Below are 22193 nucleotides of genomic sequence, written 5' to 3'. Positions count from 1 at the left end.
GCCTACTCCGCCGGGCGGGCGGAGACCTCGTGCACCAGCGCGACCACCCGGGTCAACACCTCGGGGTCGGTCTCCGGCAGCACCCCGTGCCCCAGGTTGAACACGTGTCCGGGAGCGGCCCTGCCCTGTTCCAGGATCCGCCGCACCTCGGCCTCGACCACCGGCCACGGCGCGAAGAGCACGCACGGGTCGAGGTTGCCCTGGACCGCCTTGTCCGGGCCGATCCGCCCGGTGGCCACGTCGAGCGGCGTACGCCAGTCCACCCCGACCACGTCGGCACCGGCCTCGCCCATCGCCCCGAGCAGCTCGCCGGTGCCCACCCCGAAGTGGATCCGGGGCAGCCCCGTCTCGGCCAGGCCCTGCAGGACCCTGGTCGAGTGCGGCAGGACGAAACGACGGTAGTCGGCCTCGGAGAGCGCCCCGGCCCACGAGTCGAACAGTTGCACCGCGCTGACCCCGGCGGCGGCCTGCACCCGCAGGAAGGCGAGGGTCACGTCGGCGAGTCGACCGCAGAGCGCGTGCCACAGGTCCGGGTCGCCGTACATCAGGGCCTTGGTCCGGGAGTGGGTCCGCGACGGACCCCCCTCGACCAGGTAGCTGGCCAGCGTGAAGGGGGCACCGGCGAAGCCGATCAGCGGGGTGTCGCCCAGCTCGGCGACGAGCAGTCGGACCGCCTCGTCCACATAGGACACGTCGGTGACGTCGATCGGTCGGATCCGCTCCACGTCGGCGGCGGTCCGCACCGGCTCGGCCACCACCGGACCGGTGCCGGGGACGATGTCCAGCTCGACCCCGGCCGCCGCGACCGGCACCACGATGTCGCTGAACAGGATCGCCGCGTCCACCCCGTGCCGACGTACCGGCTGGAGGGTGATCTCGGTGACCAGGTCGGGCCGACGGCAGGACTCCAGCATCGCCACGTTGGCCCGGATCGCCCGGTACTCCGGAAGGCTGCGGCCGGCCTGACGCATGAACCAGACCGGGGTGTGGGGGCCGGGTCGCCGCCGGCAGGCCCGGACGAAGGTCGAGTCCGCAGGCCCTCGGCGGGGTTCGTCTCGGGCGTCGACGCCCGCGCTGGTGGTGGTCATCTCCCCCATCGTCGCACGCCTGCCGCACGCCCGGAGCCCGCCCGCCCCCGGTGTGATCTCCGCCCGCGACAGCGCCCGGGTCGCGGGTGACGAACCAGGACACACAGGGTCACCACCTCCCCTTTCGGGAGCGGTGCGACACACTCCGATCAAGGGTCGTCACCGACCGTCGACCGTCGGCGGCGGCGGGCCCGCACGAGTCGGCGCGCCGCCCGGCAGTCCGTCCGGCGGCGACATAGGCTCGCCGACATGGCCCCCCCGACCGCGCACCCGGAGACCTTCGCCCGCGCGGTCGCCGGACTACGCTCGGTCACCCCCCGTGCGGAGATCGTGTTGGAGGAGGGGGGCGCGCCCCAGCGGCTGGCCCCGTACACCTTCGCGCTCTCCGCCACCGTCCTGCGCGACGACGACGACGTGGCCACCGGGCGGCTCATCCTGCTGCACGACCCGGCCGGACACGAGGCGTGGCAGGGCACCCTGCGCCTGGTCACCTACGTCACCGCCGACCTGGAGTCGGAGCTGGCCGCCGATCCACTGCTGCCCGGGGTGGGCTGGACCTGGCTGACCGACGCGTTGGAGGCGCACCAGGCCCCGCACCGGGCGCTCGGCGGAACCGTCACCCAGACCATGTCGACCCGGTTCGGCGAACTGGCCGGGCCGCCCGCCGCCGGGGACATCGAGATCCGCGCCTCCTGGACCCCGGTCGGGGAGGACCTGGCCGCCCACCTGACGGCCTGGTGCGCGCTGCTCGCCTCCACCGCCGGTCTGCCCCCGCCCGGCGTCACGGCGCTGCCCGAACACCGTCCCGCCGGCACCGCCTGACCCGCGACCAGCCGACGGGCCGACCACGACGCGGTGATGCGGGACCCGGCCGGCCTCCCGGCCTCACAGGTACCGTTCGGCCTCGTTGCAGATCCTCGTCATCCCCTGGGTCGCCCGGCTGAAACCGGACTGGTCGTTACGACCGGCCGCGTCCAGGGCCGTGGTGAGCCGGTTCAGACAGTCGGCGATGACCCGCTTCTGCCGGGCCTGCTCGTCCCGGTCGTTGCGGGTTCCGGTGAGATCCTGCTCGGTGTCGGCCAACCGGTTCTTGGCGGTCTGCAACTCACCCCGGAGTCGTTCCAGCTCCTTGGTCCGGTCCTCCCCCTGGGAGACCGACGTGGCGAGCTTCTTCTCGACGCTGTCCAGCTCGTTACCGGTGACGACGAAGAGTCCGGTCATCACCCCGCCGAAGACCAGCAGCAGCCCGGCGACGACACCGAGTACCACGGCGGCCCGGCTCCGCCGGGCCGGTGGCGTCGACGGCCCGTACGGCGGGGCGGATCCCGGAGGCGCGAAGGCCGTCGGCCCGTACGGCGGCACCGGCCCCGCCTGCGGCGGTGCCGACTGGGGCTGCGGCCCGTACGGCGAGACGGGTGACGGCGGCGCGGAGTGCGGCGGTGGCGACCCCGCGTAGGACGGCGCGGACTGCGGCGGGGGGCCGTACGGCGAGACGGGTGACGGTGCGGCGGACTGTGGTGCCACGGGAGACTGTGGAGCCGGGGTCTGCGCGGGCTGGGGGGACCCGGCGGGCGGACCGGAGGTCGGCGGGCGACCGTAGACGGATCCCCGGGGCTGTGCTGAACCGGGGTCCGCCGGGGGCTCGGGGGAGGAGCCCTGCGGGGGTGGTTGGGTCATCGCTCTTCTCTCAGGGGGTGACGGCTGCCCCGCCGGGAGGGTCGGCGCGGCGTCCGGGGGGCCGGGATCAGCAGATCTTGAAGCCGTCGCAGGCGGTCTTTATCGGCACGGCCAGCCCGATCCCCTCGGCGTTGCGCGCCTTGGCGGTGGCGATGCCGACGACCTCCTTCGCCCCGTTGATCACGGGACCGCCGGAGTTGCCGGGGTTGATCGGAGCGTCGAACTGGATCATCGGCCCGTTCCGCCCCTCGGCCCGCCGGAACGCGCTGACCACTCCGGTGGTGACGCTGTCCTCCAGGCCGAGCGGTGCCCCGACCACGACGATCTGCTGGCCCGACCGGACCTCGTCGGTGGCGGCGACGAGTCCGTCGAACTTCCCGGTGGTCCGCAGGTGGGCGACGTCGTTGAGTTCGTCGACCTCGACGATGGTGGCCGGGAACCGCTGGTCGGTCCGCTCCAGGAAGACCTGCCGACCACCGGTCAGCCAGAGCGACTCCACCACGTGGTAGTTGGTGAACAGGTTGGCCCCGCCCCCCTCGGCCGGTCCCCCCACGGCGAAGGCGGTGCCGGTGGCGGCACCGGCCCGGACCCGGAAGACGCTGGGCAGGACGGCGGTGGCGATGGTCTCCGGGTTGAAGGTCTGCCGCTCCAGGTCCTGGGTGCGGCCCTCCAGGCTCTCCATCCGGGCGCCGTCGCGCCCCTGCGTCTCGGTCAACTGCTGGTCGAGGTCGCCCAGCTCGCCGGTGAGCTGGTGGATCCGCAGCGCCTGGAAGCCGCTGACCAGTCCCAGGACCACGGCGAGGAACAGGGCGGTGAATGCCAGCCCACGGCCCCGGGCCTTCGGGGCGGGGGCGACCGGCTGCCAGCCACCGGCGGGAGGTGCCGACCCGGGCGGCAGCGGGCCGGGGTTCAGGGGCGGGGTCCTCGGTCCGGGTGGGCCCGACGCCGCGGCGACCGGTCCCCCACCGGCGGCCTGGTTGCCCGGCCAGCCCTGCGGGGGGCCCGGTCGACCGTAGGACGGTGCCGGTTGCGGGGAGCGCTGGGCCGGTGGGGCCGAGGGTGGGCGGCCGGGGGCGGGCGGTGACCATCCGGCGCCGGAGCGGGGGGCGGAGCCGACGGCCGCCGACCCGACCGCAGGCGACGGAGCGGACCACCCGGGGGCGGCGGGCGGCGGGTACGGCGCGGCCGACGGCCGGGGCTCGAACCGCGGTGGTAACGGACCGGGTCGTCCCGCCGTCTCTCTCCCGGCCGCCTCCTCGTCACGTTCCGGAGTACCGCCCGTGTAACCAGCCGTCATGATGCCCATGTCCTCCCACAGCGCCCCGGCACACCGCCGACGACGTCCCGCCTAGGCCACCGGCCCGATGGAACGTACCCGCGCGATCGGGCTTTGTCTTCCCCGAAGTCCGACCCTGTCATGCAGGGTCAAGTATCGCCGCACGGTGTGGCGGCGTGCGGTCGGACGGTGTCGGGCCGACACACAGGTACCGGCTGCACCCCACCCTCCGGGACGCGCACTAGGGTTGTCAGGTGACCGACGAACCACCCCTGAACCGTCGGGCCGCCGAAAGTCGTACGGGAAACGGACCGCACCACCCGTCACCGGCCATACCGGTGGACCCGGACAGCACCCCGACCTCCGGCGGGCCCGTACCCCTGACCGCCCCTCGTGACGGCACCCCCCAGCCGGCGACCACGCTGGAAGAACTCGCCGACGTGGTGGCCCGTTTCGCCGCCGGTACCGGCCCTGTCGCGTTGGACGCCGAACGCGCCTCCGGTTACCGCTACAGCCAACGGGCCTACCTGGTCCAGCTCCGCCGGGCCGGGGCCGGGACGGTGTTGCTCGACCCGCTGCCCCTGCCCGACCTGACCAGCCTGGACGCCGCGATCGGCGACGTCGAGTGGGTGCTCCACGCGGCCAGCCAGGACCTACCCTGCCTGGCCGAGCTGGGGCTGCGCCCACGCCGACTCTTCGACACCGAACTGGCCGCCCGGCTGGCCGGTTTCGAGCGGGTCGGGCTGGCCGCGCTCACCGAACAGCTCCTCGGCTACAGCCTGGAGAAACACCACTCGGCGGCGGACTGGTCGAGCCGCCCGCTGCCCGAGTCGTGGCTGACCTACGCCGCGCTCGACGTCGAGATGCTCGTCGACCTGCGCGACGCCCTCGACGCCGAGCTGGACCGGCAGGGCAAGTCGGCCTGGGCGGCGGAGGAGTTCGCCGCACTGGTCCGCGCCGGTGCCCGGCCGCCCCGGGTACGCGCCGAGCCCTGGCGGCGTACCTCCGGGATCCATCGGATCCGGGGCGCGCGGGCGCAGGCCCGGGTCCGGTCGATGTGGTACGCCCGGGACCAGATCGCGGCCCGTCGGGACGCCGCCCCGGGGCGGGTGCTGCCCGACTCGGCCATCGTCGCCGCCGCCGAACTCGACCCTCGGGACGAGAAGACGCTGCTGACCCTGCCCGGTTTCGGTGGCCGGTCGGTACGCCGACTGTCCCGGACCTGGTTGGCGGCGCTCGACGAGGCCCGGCTGCTGCCTGACGACGAGCTGCCGGTGACCCCGGCGGTGGAGGGTCCGCCCCCGCCGCACCGGTGGGCGGAGCGTGATCCGGTGGCGGCGGCCCGGTTGGCCCGCTGCCGTGAGGTGGTGGTCGGGATCGCGGGCGGGCACGACCTCCCCCCGGAGAATCTGATCACCCCCGACTCGGTACGCCGTCTCGCGTGGCAGCCGCCGGCGGAGATCACCGAGGAGACCGTCGCGGAGGTGCTGCGCGGCTTCAACGCCCGCGAGTGGCAGCTCGGTCTGCTGGTCCCCGCCCTGACGGCCGCGCTCCACCCGCCCGGGGAGTGAGTCGATCGAGGGGTTTGCGTCGGCGGGATCGACAGACGTGACGCGAACCCCTCGATCCGGTGACGCCGGGGGCACCGGCGGGGGTGCGGGCTTGGTTACTGGTGGGTAGCATTCGGGGAAACGCCAGTGCCGGCTAGGAGGCTCCAAGTGCCCCGTGACGTTCGGGACGTCGTCTTCGTCGACGGCGTCCGCACCCCCTTCGGCAAGGCGGGCGGCATGTACGCCCACACCCGCGCCGACGACCTGGTGGTCCGCTGCATCCGCGAACTGCTCCGCCGCAACCCGCAACTGCCGCCGGAACGGGTCGAGGAGGTGGCGATCGCCGCCACCACGCAGACCGGCGACCAGGGCCTCACCATCGGCCGGACCGCCGCCCTGCTGGCCGGCCTCCCCAAGACCGTGCCCGGGTTCGCCATCGACCGGATGTGCGCCGGCGCGATGACCGCCGTCACCACCGTGGCCGGTGGCATCGCCATGGGTGCCTACGACGTGGCCATCGCCGGTGGGGTCGAGCACATGGGTCGGCACCCGATGGGTGAGGGCGTCGACCCCAACCCGCGGATCCTGGCCGAGAAGCTGGTCGACCCGTCGGCCCTCGTCATGGGGGCCACCGCGGAGAACCTGCACGACCGGGTCCCACACGTCACCAAGGCCCGCACCGACGCGTTCGCCCTGGCCTCCCAGCAGCGGACCGCCAAGGCGTACGCCGACGGCAAGCTCCAGGGCGACCTGGTCTCCGTGGCCGTACGCGACCCTGAGGCCGGCTGGGGCCTGGCGGCGGTGGACGAGGCACCCCGGGACACCTCCCTGGAGAAGCTGGCCTCGCTCAAGACCCCGTTCCGCCCGCACGGCAAGGTCACCGCCGGGAACGCGGCCGGTCTCAACGACGGGGCCACGGCCAGCCTGATCGCCGCCGAGGAGACCGCCCGTGAGCTGGGCCTGCCGATCGCCATGCGGCTGGTGTCGTACGGCTTCGTCGGGGTGGAACCGGAGGTGATGGGGGTCGGCCCCATCCCCTCCACCGAAAAGGCGTTGCGCATCGCCGGCCTGACCATCGACGACATCGGCCTGTTCGAGCTGAACGAGGCGTTCGCCGTCCAGGTGCTCGCCTTCCTCGACCACTTCGGCCTGGCCGACGACGACCCCCGGGTCAACCAGTGGGGTGGGGCGATCGCCATCGGCCACCCGCTGGCCTCCTCCGGGGTCCGACTGATGACCCAGCTCGCCCGCCAGTTCGCCGAGCACCCGGAGGTCCGCTACGGCCTGACCGCGATGTGCATCGGCATCGGCATGGGCGGCACCGTGATCTGGGAGAACCCCCACTGGGAAGGCGGCGCCCAGTGAGCGCGAGGAATGAGCCGTTCCTGCGAGTCCCGCAGTCGCGAACGGAAAGGAGAGCCCAGTGACGGGGTTGGCTGCACCGAACGAGGTGGTGACCCGGGCGCTGGTGCGTCGGGTGGACGTACCGGGGCTGGACCGTCCGGCCGCCCTGATCACCCTGGACAACGGACACGACCACACCAAACCGAACACCCTCGGTCCGGCCGGTCTGACCAGCCTGGACGAGGCGATCACCGCCGCCCTCGCGGCCGATCCGGCGTTCGTGGCGGTCACCGGTAAGCCGTACGTCTTCTGCGTGGGCGCGGACCTGACCAGCCTGCCGCTGTTGCAGGACCGGGACCAGGCGTTGGAGATCGGTCGGCTCGGTCACCGGGTCTTCGCCCGGCTGAAGGACAGCACCGTCCCGACCTTCGCCTTCGTCAACGGCGCGGCGATGGGGGGCGGCCTGGAGCTGGCCCTGCACTGCCACTACCGGACCCTGTCGGGAGGGGCGGGCGCCCTGGCCCTGCCGGAGGTGTCCCTGGGGCTGATCCCCGGTTGGGGCGGCACTCAACTGCTGCCGAACCTGGTCGGGATCCCGGCGGCGACCCAGGTGATCCTGCAGAACCCGCTGATGCAGAACAGGATGCTCAAGCCGAAGCAGGCTGCGGAGATGGGCCTCGCCGACGTCCTGCTGGAGCCGGCCGACTTCCTGGAGCGTTCCCTGGAGTGGGCCGCCGGGGTGGTCGGGGGCGAGACCACCGTCACCCGCCCCGAGGTGGACCGGGACATGTGGGCGGGGGTGCTCTACTTCGCCCGTCAGACCCTCGACCAGCGGCTGCACGGTGCGGTACCGGCCGCGAACCGGGCACTGGACCTGCTCGAGTCCGCCAAGGACGCCGACTTCGCCACCGGTACCGCCGCCGAGGACGAGGCGTTGGCGGACCTGATCTTCTCGGAGGAGCTGCGCAGCGGCCTGTACGCCTTCGACCTGGTCCAGCGACGCGCCAAGCGGCCCGCAGGTGCACCGGACAAGGAACTGGCCCGACCGGTGACCAAGGTCGGGATCGTGGGCGCCGGACTGATGGCCGGTCAGCTCGCGCTCCTGTTCGCCCGTCGACTCCAGGTCCCTGTCGTCCTGACCGACCTGGATCAGGCCCGGGTGGACAAGGGCGTGGCGTACGTGCACACCCAGATCGAGAAGCAGGTCTCCAAGGGCCGGATGGACAAGGGCACCGCCGCCAGGCTGTACGGGTTGATCAGCGGCGCGCCCAAGGCGGAGGCATTCACCTCGGGCCACTCCTCGTCGTTCGCCGACTGCGACTTCGTCATCGAGGCGGTCTTCGAGGACCTGACGGTCAAGAAGCAGGTCTGGGCAGAGCTGGAGAAGGTCGTCGGGCCGGAGACGGTGCTCGCGACGAACACCTCGTCACTGTCGGTCTCGGCGATGGCGACCGACCTCGAACACCCGCAGCGGTTGGTCGGGTTCCACTTCTTCAACCCGGTGGCCGTCCTCCCGCTGCTGGAGATCGTCAGGGGTGACCGGACCGACGACGCCACCCTGGCGACGGCCTTCGCCGTCGGCAAGCAGCTGCGCAAGTCCTGCGTGTTGGTCAGCGACGCCCCGGCGTTCGTGGTCAACCGGCTGCTGACCCGGTTCCTCGGCACGGTCTTCGCCGCAGTCGACGCCGGCACCCCGTTGGAGGTGGCGAACAACGCGCTGGACCCGCTGGGTCTGCCGATGCGTCCGCTGGCCCTGCTCCAACTGGTCGGCCCGGCTGTGGCGTACCACGTGGGGGGCACCCTGCACGCGGCGTTCCCGGACCGCTTCGCCGTCAGCGAGAACCTCAAGCGGATCGCCGAGTCCGGTCGGCCGATCGTCGTCGACGACGAGATCGACCCGGAGGTGGCGTCGCTGCTCGTTGTCGGCGACCAGCCGCTCACCGCCGAGCAGGTACGCCGCAACGCCCTGGAGGCGCTGGCCCAGGAGGTCCGGCTGATGCTCGACGAGGGTGTCGTCGCCGAGGCGCACGACATCGACCTCTGCATGATCCTCGGCGCGGGCTGGCCGTTCCACCTGGGGGGCGTCACGCCGTACCTGGACCGGACCGGCACGAGTGAGCGGGTCACCGGCCGGCGGTTCCTCCCGCCCGGAGTGGCGAGCCTGCCCGCCTGATCCGTCGTCGCCGCACGTCGCGGTGGTCGCCCCCGTCCCGGACGGTCGGCGACCACCGCGTCGTCGGTTCCGGGGACGTCTCGGGGAACCCGGCCCGGGGGCGGCTGGCCCGTTGCCCCGGGAGGGGCGCAGCTCTCCCGCGCCGGGAGGGGGCGGTCAGCGCTGCGGGGTGACCGACTGGTCCGTCCCTCGGACCGCCGCCGCCCCGGCGGCGGGCAACTCGACGGTGACCTCCAGCCCGCCCCCGGACTGGGCGACCACCCGGACGGTCCCGGCGTGGGCGTCGCAGACCGCCCGGACGATGGACAGGCCGAGCCCCGACCCCCGCGCCCCGGTCCGTTCCCGGCCACCTCGCCGGAACGGCTCGAACAACCCCGGAACGTCGGCCTGGTCCACCTCGAACCCGGTGTTGCCGACCACCAGCCAGGAGCGACCGGCCTCCGAGCCGGTCCGGACCCAGATCCGCCCGTGCAGATGGTTGTAGCGGACCGCGTTCTCGATCAGGTTCCCGGCCAACCGGTCGAGCAGGCCGGGGTCGCCGACGACCGGGGCGTGCGCCAGGTCGGTCTCCACCGTCAACCCGATCCGCTCCACCTCCCGCCGGACCGCCGACAGGGCGTTGGCGGTGCCTTGGGCGAGGTCGCACTCGGAGCGCCGACCGAGCGGCCGACCGGCCTGGGCCTCGCTACGGGCGAGCACCAGCAGCGCGTCCACCAGGCCGTTGGCCCGTTCGGAGGCGTCCCGGACCACTGTGGCCATCCGGCGGTACTCACCGGTGTCCGCCTCGTCGTCACTGAGGGTGACGTCGATCTCGGTACGCATCACCGCCAACGGCGTCCGTAGCTCGTGGGAGGCGTTGGCGACGAACCGCTTCTGCGTCTCGAACGACTCGGTGAGCCGGTCCAGCATCGCGTCGAAGGTCTTGGCCAGTTCGGCGACCTCGTCGTCGGCACCGGAGTAGCCGATCCGCTGGTCGAGGGTGGCCTCGCCGAGCCGCCGGGCGGTGGCGGTCACCTGGTGCAGTGGGCGCAGTGCCTGACCGGCGACCGCGTACGCCCCGGCCACTCCGACGATGCTGATGCCGACCAGGGCGAGCAGTCCGGTGACCACCAGTTCCCGGGAGGCCGCGTCGGTGAGCTGCTGCTCCCACTGCACCGCGTCCAGGATCCGGCCGTCGGCCAGGGTCACCGTGCTGCCCGGGGCCAGTTGGTCGGTCAGCTGCGCGCCGTCCCGGACCAGCAGCCAGGCCAGGAACATCAGGATCGCCCCGGTGCTGACCAGCAGCACCCCGTTGAGCAGGGTGAGTCGCAGCCGCAGGGTCGGGCGGATCCGGGGTCGCCGGATCACGCCGGCACCTCGGCCGTGCGGTACCCGGCGCCGACCACCGTCTCGATCAGCGGCGGGTCGCCGAGCTTCTTGCGCAGGGTCATCACGGTGACCCGGACGATCGTGGTGAACGGGTCGGTGTTGGCGTCCCAGACCCGTTCCAGCAGCTCCTCGCTGGAGACCACCGCCCCCCGCGCCTTGAGCAGTTCGGCCAGCACCCCGAACTCCTTGTTCGTCAGCTCCACCGGGGTACCGCCCCGGGTCACCACCCGCCGGGCCGGGTCGAGCACCAGGTCGGCGAGCTCGAACACCGGGGGCGCGGCCGGGGTGGCCCGCCGCCCCAGGGCCATCACCCGGGCGACCAGCTCGTCGAAGGCGAACGGCTTCGGCAGGTAGTCGTCGGCGCCGAGTTGGAGCCCCTCGACCCGGTCGGCCACCGTACCGCTGGCGGTGAGCATCAACACCCGGGTCAGGGCACCGGAGGCGGCCACCTCGGCGCAGATCTGGTCCCCGTGCACCCCGGGCAGGTCACGGTCGAGGACGATCACGTCGTACCGGGTGACGAAGGCGGCCTCGTGCCCGCTGTCGCCGTCGTACGCGACGTCCACCGCCATGCCCCGTTTACGCAGCCCCCGCGCGATCGCGTCGGCGAGGTTGCGCTCGTCCTCCACCACCAGCACCCGCATCCGGGCCACCTCCAAACGCTGCGCCTGGAGACAACCTAGTGGGACCCGCCGATCCGACGGACGCGGGCCGACCGGTGCGGTCAGGTCACGCCTGTACGATGGCCCGTCGTGGCTGTGCCGGTGGTAAATCCCTCGTTGAACGCAAAAACCAGATCCGCCCCGGGTGGACCCGACACGACCGATTCACCCCGGCGGCTACGCCGGCTGAATCGAGCCGACACACTGGCCATCGGAGCCTACGTGTTGTTGGGCGTCTTCGTGTGCCTGAACTACTGGGTGGACGTCCAACAGCGGGTCTCGTCCCACCTACCGACAGACCACAGCTGGTTCGAGTGGCTCTTCTCGCACGGCGCCTACTCGCTGCGGAACCTGGAGAACCCGCTGTTCAGCAGCCGTCAGAACGCCCCCGACGGGGTGAACATGATGGCCAACACCTCCATGCTGGGGGTGACCCTGCCGCTGGCCCCGGTCACCTGGCTGTTCGGCCCGCAGGTGACGTACGCCCTCTACCTGGGCGGTGCGCTGGCCGCCACGGCCGGCACCTCGTACTGGATGCTCTCCCGCTACCTGGTGCGGTCCCGGATGGGGGCGTTCATCGGTGGCGCGTTCCTCGGGTTCGCCCCGGGTGTGGTGCACCACGCCAACGGTCAGCCCAACTTCGTGTCGAACTTCCTGCTCCCGCTGATCTTCGTCCGGGTGCTCCGGCTCGGTGAGCCGGGACGCTGGCGGCGCAACGGGATCGTGCTCGGCCTGCTCGTCGCGTACCAGGTGTTCATCAACGAGGAGATGCTGCTGCTCACCGCGTTGGCCTGCCTGGTCGTCGTGGTGGCGTACGCGGTGCAGCGCCCGACGGCGGCCCGCGCCCAGGCCGGGACCTTCCTGGCCGGGCTCGGTACCGGCGGTGCGCTGACGCTGCTGCTGACCGGGTACGCGATCTGGTTCCAGTTCAACGGCCCGCAGTCGTCGCGGGGCCTGCAGGACGGGGTCTTCCACAGTTGGGGCGAGGACCTCGCCGCGTTCGTCACGTTCCCCCGGGACACCCTCGCCGGGGACCCGGCGGTGGAGCAGACCATCGGTCTCACCGAGCAGAACTCCTGGTTCGGGTGGCCGGTGGTGGTGGTGTCGGTGCTCGCGCTGGTGCTGCTGTGGCGGCGGTCGTTGACGGCCCGGATCCTCGGGATCGTCGCGGTCCTGTTCGCCTTCCTCTCCCTCGGCCCGCGCCTGCGGGTGGGGGGCACGGTGACCGAGATCCCCGGCCCCTGGGAGTACATCCCGAGCAGCATGCCGCTGGTCGAGATGATGATGCCGACCCGGTTGGCGCTGGTGACCACCGGTGCGCTCGGGGTCCTGCTGGCGCTGGCCTGGGAGGCGGTCTCCCGCCACGGCGGTCCCGGAACTGCCGTCCCGGCGCCACGGACCCCGCAGGACGACTCCCCCGGTCCCGGGGCCGAGAAGGCCGACGACGAGCCGGCCCCTGCCGACGGCGGACGCCGCCGGTGGGTCCGTCCGGTCGGCTTCGCGGCGATCGCACTCGCCGTGCTGCCCCTGTTCCCTCGGCCGCTGCCGGCGGAGCACGTCGACCTTCCGCCCCGGTTCATCATGTCCGGCGCCTGGGAGGAGTACGTCCCAGACGGCCGGACCCTGGTGCCGGTGCCGATCCCCAGCAACGTCCACGGCCTGACCACGTTGCGCTGGAGCGCCCTGACCCAGCACGAGTTCCCGATCCCGGCCGGTTACTTCATCGGCCCGGGCCTGGAGAACGAGGGGATGTTCGGTGCCCCGAACCGGCCGACCAGCACCCTGATCTACGCCACGATGGACTCGGGTGAGGTGCCGGAGCTGACCGACGAGAACCGTCGGCAGGCCGCGGAGGACCTGCGCTACTGGAAGGCCTCGGTGGTGGTCCTCGGCGAGCATCCCCGCGAGGCGGTGCTCCGCGACCTGATGGCCGGCCTGCTCGGGGCCCCGCCGCAGCGGGTCGACGACGTCTGGCTCTGGGAAGTCTCGGACTGACGAACGGCAAGGCCCCCGATCCTCACTCGGATCGGGGGCCTTGCCGTTCGGTCGTAGGCCCTACTCGGACGTCGGTCCGGGCCGGTCGGGTTCGTCCGGGTCAGCCCTTCGTCCGGGCCGGTCGGGCTCGTCCGGGTCAGTCGTTCGTCCGGGTCAGTCGTTCGTCTGGGTCAGCGGACGGACGTCCCAGATCCAGACGTCGAGTTCCTGCCGGCCCGGGCCGACGATCTGCTCGACGGTCTGTTTCAGCGGCTCGACGTTGGGCTGCCCCTCCGGCAGGACCAGGATGGCCGCGTTCCAGTACCGCAGTTCGTCGAGGGAACGCCGCCGCTCCCGGTCGTCGAGCTTGGGCGTACGGCCGGTCCGGGACACCTCCTCCAGGATCGACCCCATCCCGCTCGGCCGACCGCCGAAGCGGCCCGCGTCACCGGTGTTGGCGTTGCGGGGGGCCAGGAAGTACCCGCCGGGGATCTTGAAGTCGAGGTTGGTGGAGGCGGCCCACCGCATGCCGTGGGTGTTGCCCATGCTGGGCACCGGGATCGGCACCAGGGTCTGCTCCGCGCTGACGTACTCCCGCCAGCGGTCGGAGGTGATGAACTCCGGCACCGGGGGACGCGTGGTCATCTTCAACGGCATCGGGGCGATCGGCAGCAGCGCCAGGACCAACCCGGAGGCGGCGAGGGTCCGCAGGGTCCTCGGGTCGGCGACCTTGAGCGCCCGGACCCGCTCGGCGGCGATCGCCAACAGGATGCCGATCACCACCGTCGTGATCATGCCGAACCGGGTGGGCACCACCGCGTCGAGCAGCGGCAGCCGGACCAGCAGCTCCCACGGGCCGGGGATCAGCTCCCGGTCCCACCAGGTGATCCGCTCGCCCAGGGAGAGGATCACGAAGAACAGACCGGTGGCGGCGAGCGCCCGTACGATCATCTCCCGCCGCAGCCAGACGACGATGCCGACGGCGATCAGCGCCAGGCTCCACCCGAAGAAGGCGTTCTCCTCGGAGTAGTTCGGGGCGAGGTTGACGTTGGCCCGCCGGTCCCCGCCCAACGTCGGGGAGCCCTGGGCGACCAGCGCCGCGATGTCGTTGCCGTAGTCCTGCACCGCCGAGCTGAGCCCGTGGTACGCCATCGGACCGGCGAACTGGATGTAGAGCGGATACGCCAGCAGGGACCCGGCGACCACGGTGCAGGTCAGCACGGCCTTGCCCAGGGGACGCCACGCGGCGCTCCACATCCCCGGTCGCTGGACCACCACGGCGATGAGGAAGATCCCGCAGGCCATCGCGGTGAAGAGCAGGATCTCCTCGTTGATGAAGGCCTGCCAGACCACCAGGAGGCCGAGGATCGCCCCGTCCCGCCAGGGGCGGGTGGTCCGGGTGATCACCAGGACCCGCCAGACGATGAAGGGCAGCAGCCACTGGCTGATGATGTTCGGATGCCAGCTGGCGTGCGACAGCATCGCCGGGGAGAAGCCGCAGAACCAGCCACCGACGGCGGCGGCGAGCGGGCTGCGGACCACGTGCCGGGACAGCACGTAGTACCAGGCGAAGGCGGTCCCGGAGAGCGCCAGCGTGATCAGCAGGACGAAGGTCACCGCCGGCCCGAACAGCAGGGTGATCGGCACCATCGGGATCCCGAGCGCGAGGATGGCCGTGTTGGCCATCAGGTTCACGCCGTCGGGGTAGTTGAACTGGTCGGTGTAGAACGGGAACTCCCCGTGCAGCACCACCCGCACCGAGTGGGCGAGGAAGAACTGGACCTGGGCGGGGTCGCTGACGTACAGCGACGCGACCCGGCCGGCCGGGTCGACCCAGATCTGGCTGGTCACCCAGACGGCGGCGAGCAGGAACACCGCGTACGCGGCCAAGTCCCGGCGGCGGCGGTTGTGCCACCAGGGACGTTTGCCGCCGTCGGAGGCCGACCGTTCGGCGGCCCCCCGTTCCGGTACCGCAGCCGGTACGGCCCGACCGTCGACACCGTCACGTTCGGTGACCGGTTCGACGACGGTTCGGGGTTTGGTGTCCAGCGAGGCGGCACGGGTCTCGGCAGGCGTCACAGTCGGCGGAGTCTACCGGAGGGCGAACCCGGCAAAACCTGCCGGTCCAGGTCCATTGTGGCCGGTGATGGGGTCAGCACAGTCACCGTCGGCGATCGACCCGAGGGGGCGCGGGCGGTTGACCCGACATCTCGTACTATGTGGCTTCCGCACACGACCGGCGAGACGATCGGGGGCGTAACAAGGTGGCTCAGATCCGCCGATTCGGCATGACGGCCACCCTGCTGACACTGCTGCTCGCCGCGACGGCGTGCGGCCCCGACACCGAACGGTACCGGGCCGACCTGCGGGTCGGATTCGACAGCCTCGACGGCGACCTGGAGGTCTGGCCCGCCCGGGGCTCCCTGGCCGACGACGGCCCGGCGACAAACCGGATCACCGAGGCCGTCCGAGCCTGGCGGTCCCCCATCGACGACCGGGCCCACATGCCCACCTCGGGGATCCTCTACTCCGGTGAGGTCGACCAGGGGCGGATCGCCCTGGTCGCCGCCGACGTGCCCGGTGAGTCCGCGTCCTGGCTGCTGCAGCTGCGCGCCGACGGCGACCGGTACACCGTCGAGCGGGCCACCGAGTACACCGACCCGGGCTATCTGATCTACGCCGACCTCCTCCCGGTCCACACCGACCAGGGCCGCCGTTACCTGACCTCCGGCCGGGTCGAGCGGGTGCTCGGCCCGAACGGTCGGGCCGTCGAGCAGACCGACGGCCTCACCGCGACGGTGAAGATCGCGGACTGCGAGGCCGCGCCGTTGACGCTGACCCTGCGGGCCACCGAGTCGCTGCCCCGTGGTCGGGCCGCCGACCGCCTGGTCGACCTCGGTACGGCCACCACCGACCCCCGCTATCCCCTGGTCCGGGACGAGGGTGGGACGGGTCGGCGGGCGCTGACCGGGTTGGACACCTGCGTCCTGGCCGACCGGGAAGGACCCTTCGGCAGCATCCCGCGCCGGATCGGCGACCGGGATGCACCCCGCTCGGTCCCCGCCTCCTGGCCGATGCAGAAGATCAGCGCCCGTTCCCTCGGCGAGGTCTCCCTCGGTGGTGGTGACCGGGGCAAGCTGGAGCAGTTGACCTGGGAGACCGACGCGGGCGCGATGACCGCTGTGGTCTACCGTCCGGCGTCCGACGGCGCCCCGGTGGTCTCCCGCGCCGACCGGGCCAACCCGCTCCAGGCGTACGTCCTGCCGGTGCCGGGTCAGCCGTTGGTCGTACTGACCTGGCGGGACCAGCAGGACAGCACCCTGGCCGTCCCGCCGAACACCCCGCGTCTGGTCGACCGGGCCGGTCTGGTGGTGATCCCGGAGCCGGAGGGCAGGGAGACATTCAGCCTCGCCGAGCCCGAGCGCACCTACTACCGCTCCGTCGGCGGTCGCTGACCGCACCCCGGGCAGCGCCCCGAGGCGGCTACCGGGCCGCCTCTCCTCCCCCGGACGACCCGGGGTGGATCCACCCCGGCCCGCCACGGACCCGGACGACCCGGTTCCCACGGACCCGGACGACCCCGGGTCGACCACGGGGTCGGCGGCGCTTCCGGTGTTCCAGGAAGGCCACCGCCCCACGATCGACCCGAGGGTCGGACGGGGTCAGTTCTGCTGGGCCGGGAGACGGACCGGCTCGTCGGAGCGGGAGTCCAGCCCGGAGATCCAGCCGGTGACGTCGCGGGCCACGTCCTGAGCGGTGAGGCGCAGGTCGGCGAGGATCTGGCTGCGGCTGCCGTGCGGATGCCACTGCGCCGGTACGCCCAGGTCACGCAGGGGCACCCGGACGTCGGCGTCCCGCATCGCCTGGCCCAGGGCGTCGCCGACCCCGCCGACGCGTACCCCGTCCTCGACGGTGACCACGAGCCGGTGCCGGGAGGCCAGGTCGACCAGCTCGGCCGGGACCGGACGGACCCAGCGCGGGTCGACCACTGTCACCCCGTACCCCTGCTCGGCGACCCGGGCGGCGACCTCCATGCCCAGCTGGCCGAAGGAGCCCACGGCGACCAGGAGCACGTCGGTACGGGCCGACTCGGCCAACACGTCGACGGTGCCGACCCGGCGCACCGCCGGCAGGTCGGCGGCGACCGCCCCGGTCGGGAAGCGCACGATGGTCGGGCCGTCGTCGACGGCGACCGCCTCGCGCAGCTCCTCCCGGAGGGTGGCGGCGTCCCGGGGGGCGGCGATGCGCAGCCCGGGGACCACCCCGAAGACCGACATGTCCCAGATGCCGTAGTGGCTGGGCCCGTCGGGGCCGGTGATCCCGGCCCGGTCCAGGACGAAGGTGACAGGCAGCCCGTGCATCGCCACGTCCAGCAGGACCTGGTCGAAGGCCCGGTTCAGGAAGGTGGCGTAGACCGCCACCACCGGGTGCAGTCCACCGAGGGCCAGCCCGGCCGCCGAGGTGGCGGCGTGCTGCTCGGCGATGCCCACGTCGTAGGTGCGCTCCGGGTACTTGCGGGCAAGCTTCGCGATCCCGGTCGGCTCGGCCATCGCGGCGGTGATCCCCACCACGTCGGGGCGCTCGTCGGCGATCGCGACCAGCTCGTCGGCGAAGACGTGGGTCCACTTCACCGCCGGGGCGGCGGTGACCTTGCCGGTGGCGATGTCGAACGCCCCCGGGCCGTGGAAGCAGTCCGCCTCGTCCTGCTCGGCGGGGCGGTAGCCGTACCCCTTGCGGGTGACGGCGTGCACGATCACCGGGCCGCCGAAGCTCTTCGCCGCGCGCAGGGCCGACTCGACGGCGCCCACGTCGTGCCCGTCGACCGGGCCGACGTACTTGATGCCCAGGTCCTCGAACATGGCCTGCGGGGCGACGGCGTCCTTGAGCCCCTTCTTGACCGCGTGCAGGACCTCGTACATCGGACGGCCGACCAGGGGGGTGGAGCCGAGGGCGTCCTTGACGGTGTCCAGGACCTTCTCGTAGCTCGGGTTGAGCCGCAGCGAGGAGAGGTGGTCGGCCAGCCCGCCGATGGTCGGGGCGTACGACCGGCCGTTGTCGTTGACCACGATGACCAGGGGGTTGCGGGCGGCGGCGATGTTGTTCAACGCCTCCCAGCACATGCCCCCGGTCAACGCGCCGTCGCCGACGACCGCCACCACGCTGCGCTGCTCGCCCCGCAGGGCGTACGCCTTGGCGAGTCCGTCGGCGTAGGACAGGGCGGTGGAGGCGTGCGAGTTCTCGATGAGGTCGTGTTCGCTCTCCGCCTGGCTCGGGTAGCCGGACAACCCGCCGCGCTGACGCAGACTGTCGAACCCGGCCTGCCGCCCCGTGACGATCTTGTGGACGTACGCCTGGTGGCCGGTGTCGAACAGGAGCCGGTCCCGGGGAGAGTCGAAGACCCGGTGCAGGGCGAGGGTCAGCTCCACCACGCCCAGGTTGGGACCGATGTGACCGCCCGTGCGCGACACCTTGGCCACCAGGAAGTCACGGATCTCGGCGCTGAGAATGTCCAGGTCCTCGGCGGACATCCGCTTGACGTCCTGCGGACCACGCACGGTGGCCAACAGCCCGCCCTGGTTGGCCGTGCCCTCATCAACACTCATGACCGCAGAGTCTATCGGCCCGGCGACACGGTGCAGTCCGGGTGGAAATCACCCGGACGCCACCTTGTGCAGAAGTCCGACGCATTCCACGTGCTGGGTCATCGGAAAAAGGTCGAAGCCACGCAGTGCGGTCAGCCGCCACCCGAGCCCCGCGAAGGTCCGGACGTCCCGGGCGAAGGCCGCCGGATCGCAGGCGACGTACGCCACCGCCCGGGGTCCGGCCGTGGCCAGCGCCTCGACCACTGCGGCCCCGGCACCGGTCCGGGGTGGGTCCAGGACCACCAGGTCGACCGGACCGGTGATCCGACGACGGGCCAGGGCGGTCTCCACCCGGGCGGCGACCACCTCCACCGACGGCAGGTCCCGCAGGTTCTCCCGGGCGGCGGCCACCCCCTGCTCGGCCGCCTCGACCAGGGTGATCCGGGTGTCCGGGCCGACCCGGGCGGCCAGCGCGGCGGCGAACAGGCCCGCCCCGCCGTAGAGGTCCCAGACGGACTCCCCCGGCTGCGGGTCGAGCAGTTCCAGGACGGCGTCGACGAGGGTGTCCGCCGCCGCCGGGTGGACCTGCCAGAAGGCGTCGGCGGGCACCTCCCACCGCCGTCCGGCGGCCTCCTCCCGGACCGTCGTCGGCCCCTGCACCCGGGTCGGGACGCCCTGGGCGACGGTGGCGACGCTGACCTGCCCGTCGGCGGCGGCGACCGTCTCCACCGTCTCGGCCTGCGGCCACCGGGCGTCGCCGAGCACCGGCAGCTCCTGGATCGCCGGGTGTGCGATCAGACACCGGTCGATCGGTACCACCTCGTGGGACCGGTGCTTGAGCAGCCCGGCCCGGTCGGCGGCGTCGACGGAGTAGCGCACCCGGGACCGCCAGCCCAACGATCCGCCGAGCAGCGCCTCGACGGCGACCCCCAACCGGTCGAGGTCGGCCTCGGTGAGCCCGCCCAGCCGGGTCAGCTGTTCCCGGACCACCGTCGCCTTCCAGGACAGCTGCGCGGCGGGGTCGACGTGCTGGAGGTCGCAGCCCCCGCAGCCGCCCGGCACCGCGTACCGGCAGGGGGCCTCCACCCGGTCGGCGGAGGACTCCAGGACGGTCACCGCGTCGGCTCGGACGAACGCCTTGTGCACCTCGGTGACCTCGGCGACCACCCGCTCACCGGGGAGGGCGTGCCGGACGAAGACCACCTGCCCGTCCACCCGGGCCACGCAGTGCCCCCCGGGGGCCACCGCGTCCACTGTCAGCTCGATCCGCTGCGCCTCGGTCAACCCCGACCGGTTCCCGTCGTCGGCCGGACGGCTCCGGTCGGTGTGGCGCGGGTCGGGCACGGTCTCAGTCACGCAGTCCTCCGAGGCGTTCGCCGGGCTGGTCGGGGTCGGCCGGTTCGACCGGGGGAGGCAGGGTGCTGCGGGGTGCCACCCGTGGACCCCGGGGCGGCCCCTGGCTCAGGGCCGCGTCGAGCCGGTCGAGGTTCTTACCGGCGGTCGAGGCGAGCTGCCAGGGGACGCTGGTCACCATCACCCCGGGCTCGAAGAGCAGCCGCCCCTTGAGTCGCAGGGCGCTCTGGTTGTGCAGCAGGTTCTCCCACCACCGTCCGACAACGTACTCGGGGATGAAGACCGTGACCACGTCGCGCGGCGACTCCCGCCTGGTGGAGGCGACGAAGTTGAGGATCGGCCGGGTGATCTCCCGGTACGGGGAGTCGACGACGGTCAGCGCGACGGGCAGCTCCCGCCGCTCCCACTCCTGCTGGAGCTGGCGGGTGTCGGACTCGTCGACGTTGACGGTGACGGCGGTGAGCGTGTCCGGCCGGGTGGCCCGGGCGTACGCCAACGCCCGCAGGGTGGGCTGGTGCAGTTTGCTCACCAGCACGATGGCGTGGTTGCGGGCGGGAAGGACGGGGCGGCCCTCGTCCGGGGTCAGCTCCACGGCGACCCTGTCGTAGTGCCGCCGGATGCCCACCATCAGCGCGTACATCAGGGCCATCGCGGCGATCGCGATCCACGCACCGAGCAGGAACTTGGTCAACAGGACGATGATCAGGACGGTGCCGGTCAGCACCAGCCCGAAGGCGTTGATCGCCCTGGACCGGATCATCCGTTGACGGGCCTGCGGGTCCCGTTCGGTCCGCAGGTGCCGGTTCCAGTGCCGGATCATGCCGGCCTGGGAGAGGGTGAAGGAGACGAAGACGCCGACGATGTAGAGCTGGATGAGTTTCGTCACCTCGGCCTGGAACCCGACGATCAGCACCACGGCGAAGACCGCCAGGAACAGGATCCCGTTGGAGAAGGCCAGCCGGTCGCCCCGGGTGTGCAGCTGCCGGGGCAGGTAGCGGTCCTGGGCGAGGATCGAGCCGAGGACCGGGAAGCCGTTGAACGCGGTGTTCGCGGCCAGGAAGAGGATCAACGCGGTCACCCCGGCCACCACGTACAGCAGGACCGAACCGGCGCCGAAGACCGTCTCGCCGAGCTGGGTGGTGACGGTCTTCTGGACGTACCCGTCGGGGCCGTCGACGATCTGCAGGGCCGGGTTCTCCACGAACTGGAGCCCGGTCAGTCGGGCCAGCCAGATGATCCCGACGAGCATGGTGACCGCCACGGTGCCGAGCAGCAGCAGGGTGGTCGCCGCGTTGCGGCTCTTGGGCTTCCTGAACGCCGGTACGCCGTTGGAGATCGCCTCCACCCCGGTCAGCGCCGCGCAGCCGGAGGAGAAGGTCCGCAGCAGCAGGAAGACGAGGGCGAATCCGGTGACCGTGTGCTCGGCCTGGATCTCCAGGTCGGCGCTGGGGGCGCGCAGGTCGTGACCGAGGACGAAGATCCGGATCAGCCCGGTGACGATCATCCCGATGATCACGATCATGAACCCGTAGGTGGGGATCGCGAACAGGTTGCCCGACTCGCGCAGCCCCCGCAGGTTGAGCGCGGTCAGCAGGACCACCGCGAGGACCGCGATGAGCACCTTGTGCTCGGCGACGAAGGGCACCACCGAGCCGAGGTTGGCCACCCCGGAGGAGACCGACACGGCGACGGTCAGCACGTAGTCGACGAGCAGGGCGCTGGCCACCCCGAGACCGGCACGGGGGCCGAGGTTGACGGTGGCCACCTCGTAGTCCCCGCCGCCGGAGGGGTAGGCGTGCACCGTCTGCCGGTAGCTGGCCACCACGGTCAGCATGACCACCACGACGGCCAGGGCGATCCACGGGGAGAAGAAGTACGCGGACGCGCCCGCGATGGAGAGCGTCAGCAGGATCTCGTCGGGCGCGTACGCGACGCTGGACAACGCGTCGGAGGCGAAGACGGGCAGCGCCACGCGCTTGGGCAACAGGGTGTGCTGGAGACGGTCGGACCGGAACGGTCGACCGAGAAGCAGACGCTTCACCAGTGAGGTGGGACGGGCCACGAGCGCCAAGAGTACGACGCGCCATCCGTCGATGGTGGGGGGTGGGGGACGGTGTGATCCCGGCGGAGTACCGTCGGGTCCGCG

General features: G+C 72.4%; 15 protein-coding genes. 6 read left to right on the top strand and 9 right to left on the bottom strand.

Annotation, left to right across the window (positions count from 1 at the left end):
• Positions 1-2: 2 nt before the first annotated feature.
• A complete protein-coding gene (hemE, locus tag WHN02_RS11895) occupies positions 3-1088 on the bottom strand; it encodes a uroporphyrinogen decarboxylase (RefSeq protein WP_434743365.1) in 1086 nt (361 codons plus the stop codon).
• 249 nt (positions 1089-1337) lie between these two features.
• Here hemE and WHN02_RS11890 point away from each other — a divergent pair, with 249 nt between their 5' ends.
• Positions 1338-1910, top strand: a complete 573-nt coding sequence (locus tag WHN02_RS11890) for a DUF3000 domain-containing protein (RefSeq protein WP_434743364.1) — start codon at positions 1338-1340, stop codon at positions 1908-1910.
• A gap of 63 nt (positions 1911-1973) precedes the next feature.
• Here WHN02_RS11890 and WHN02_RS11885 read toward each other — a convergent pair whose 3' ends face one another.
• Together WHN02_RS11885 and WHN02_RS11880 are read right to left on the bottom strand one after the other, a co-directional pair.
• Positions 1974-2612, bottom strand: a complete 639-nt coding sequence (locus WHN02_RS11885) for a hypothetical protein (protein ID WP_434743363.1) — start codon at positions 2610-2612, stop codon at positions 1974-1976.
• A gap of 220 nt (positions 2613-2832) precedes the next feature.
• A complete protein-coding gene (locus WHN02_RS11880; protein WP_434743362.1) occupies positions 2833-4062 on the bottom strand; it encodes a trypsin-like peptidase domain-containing protein in 1230 nt (409 codons plus the stop codon).
• 233 nt (positions 4063-4295) lie between these two features.
• On the opposite strand from WHN02_RS11880, the gene WHN02_RS11875 reads away from it, so the two are divergent.
• The 3 genes from WHN02_RS11875 to WHN02_RS11865 all read left to right on the top strand — a co-directional run bounded on the left by WHN02_RS11875 (position 4296) and on the right by WHN02_RS11865 (position 9108).
• Positions 4296-5612, top strand: a complete 1317-nt coding sequence (locus WHN02_RS11875; protein WP_434743361.1) for an HRDC domain-containing protein — start codon at positions 4296-4298, stop codon at positions 5610-5612.
• 147 nt (positions 5613-5759) lie between these two features.
• A complete protein-coding gene (locus WHN02_RS11870; RefSeq protein WP_434743360.1) occupies positions 5760-6956 on the top strand; it encodes a thiolase family protein in 1197 nt (398 codons plus the stop codon).
• Between the two features lie 58 nt (positions 6957-7014).
• A complete protein-coding gene (locus tag WHN02_RS11865) occupies positions 7015-9108 on the top strand; it encodes a 3-hydroxyacyl-CoA dehydrogenase NAD-binding domain-containing protein (protein ID WP_434743359.1) in 2094 nt (697 codons plus the stop codon).
• A gap of 156 nt (positions 9109-9264) precedes the next feature.
• On the opposite strand, the gene WHN02_RS11860 is transcribed toward WHN02_RS11865, so the two are convergent.
• Both WHN02_RS11860 and WHN02_RS11855 read right to left on the bottom strand, forming a co-directional pair.
• Positions 9265-10455, bottom strand: a complete 1191-nt coding sequence (locus tag WHN02_RS11860; protein WP_434743358.1) for a sensor histidine kinase — start codon at positions 10453-10455, stop codon at positions 9265-9267.
• The gene (locus WHN02_RS11855) at positions 10452-11120 is read right to left on the bottom strand and encodes a response regulator transcription factor (RefSeq protein ID WP_350895747.1); all 669 of its coding nucleotides are present in this window, start codon (positions 11118-11120) and stop codon (positions 10452-10454) included. The genes WHN02_RS11860 and WHN02_RS11855 overlap by 4 nt, the downstream gene beginning before the upstream one ends.
• 135 nt (positions 11121-11255) lie before the next feature.
• On the opposite strand from WHN02_RS11855, the gene WHN02_RS11850 reads away from it, so the two are divergent.
• Complete coding sequence (locus WHN02_RS11850; RefSeq protein WP_434743357.1) at positions 11256-13133, top strand: hypothetical protein; 1878 nt, start codon at positions 11256-11258, stop codon at positions 13131-13133.
• 153 nt (positions 13134-13286) lie between these two features.
• Here the strand turns inward: WHN02_RS11850 and WHN02_RS11845 are convergent, their stop codons facing one another.
• Entirely contained in the window at positions 13287-15191 is a 1905-nt protein-coding gene (locus tag WHN02_RS11845; protein WP_434743356.1) for a hypothetical protein, read from the bottom strand.
• A gap of 209 nt (positions 15192-15400) precedes the next feature.
• Here WHN02_RS11845 and WHN02_RS11840 point away from each other — a divergent pair, with 209 nt between their 5' ends.
• A complete protein-coding gene (locus tag WHN02_RS11840) occupies positions 15401-16567 on the top strand; it encodes a hypothetical protein (RefSeq protein ID WP_434743355.1) in 1167 nt (388 codons plus the stop codon).
• A gap of 207 nt (positions 16568-16774) precedes the next feature.
• Here the strand turns inward: WHN02_RS11840 and dxs are convergent, their stop codons facing one another.
• Genes dxs through WHN02_RS11825 form a run of 3 tightly spaced genes read right to left on the bottom strand, consistent with a single transcriptional unit; the run spans position 16775 to position 22109 of the window.
• On the bottom strand, positions 16775-18715 hold the full coding sequence (gene dxs / locus WHN02_RS11835; protein ID WP_434743354.1) for a 1-deoxy-D-xylulose-5-phosphate synthase: 1941 nt from the start codon (positions 18713-18715) through the stop codon (positions 16775-16777).
• Positions 18716-18763: 48 nt separating this feature from the next.
• Positions 18764-20038 carry a class I SAM-dependent RNA methyltransferase gene (locus tag WHN02_RS11830; RefSeq protein ID WP_434743926.1) on the bottom strand — a complete coding sequence of 425 codons (1275 nt, stop codon included), beginning with the start codon at positions 20036-20038 and terminating at the stop codon, positions 18764-18766.
• Between the two features lie 4 nt (positions 20039-20042).
• The gene (locus WHN02_RS11825) at positions 20043-22109 is read right to left on the bottom strand and encodes an APC family permease (protein WP_434743353.1); all 2067 of its coding nucleotides are present in this window, start codon (positions 22107-22109) and stop codon (positions 20043-20045) included.
• Between the last annotated feature and the right edge of the window lie 84 nt (positions 22110-22193).

The organism is Micromonospora sp. SH-82 (assembly GCF_051132485.1).
Classification (GTDB): domain Bacteria; phylum Actinomycetota; class Actinomycetes; order Mycobacteriales; family Micromonosporaceae; genus Micromonospora.
This window is presented reverse-complemented; position numbering and strand designations above follow the sequence as displayed.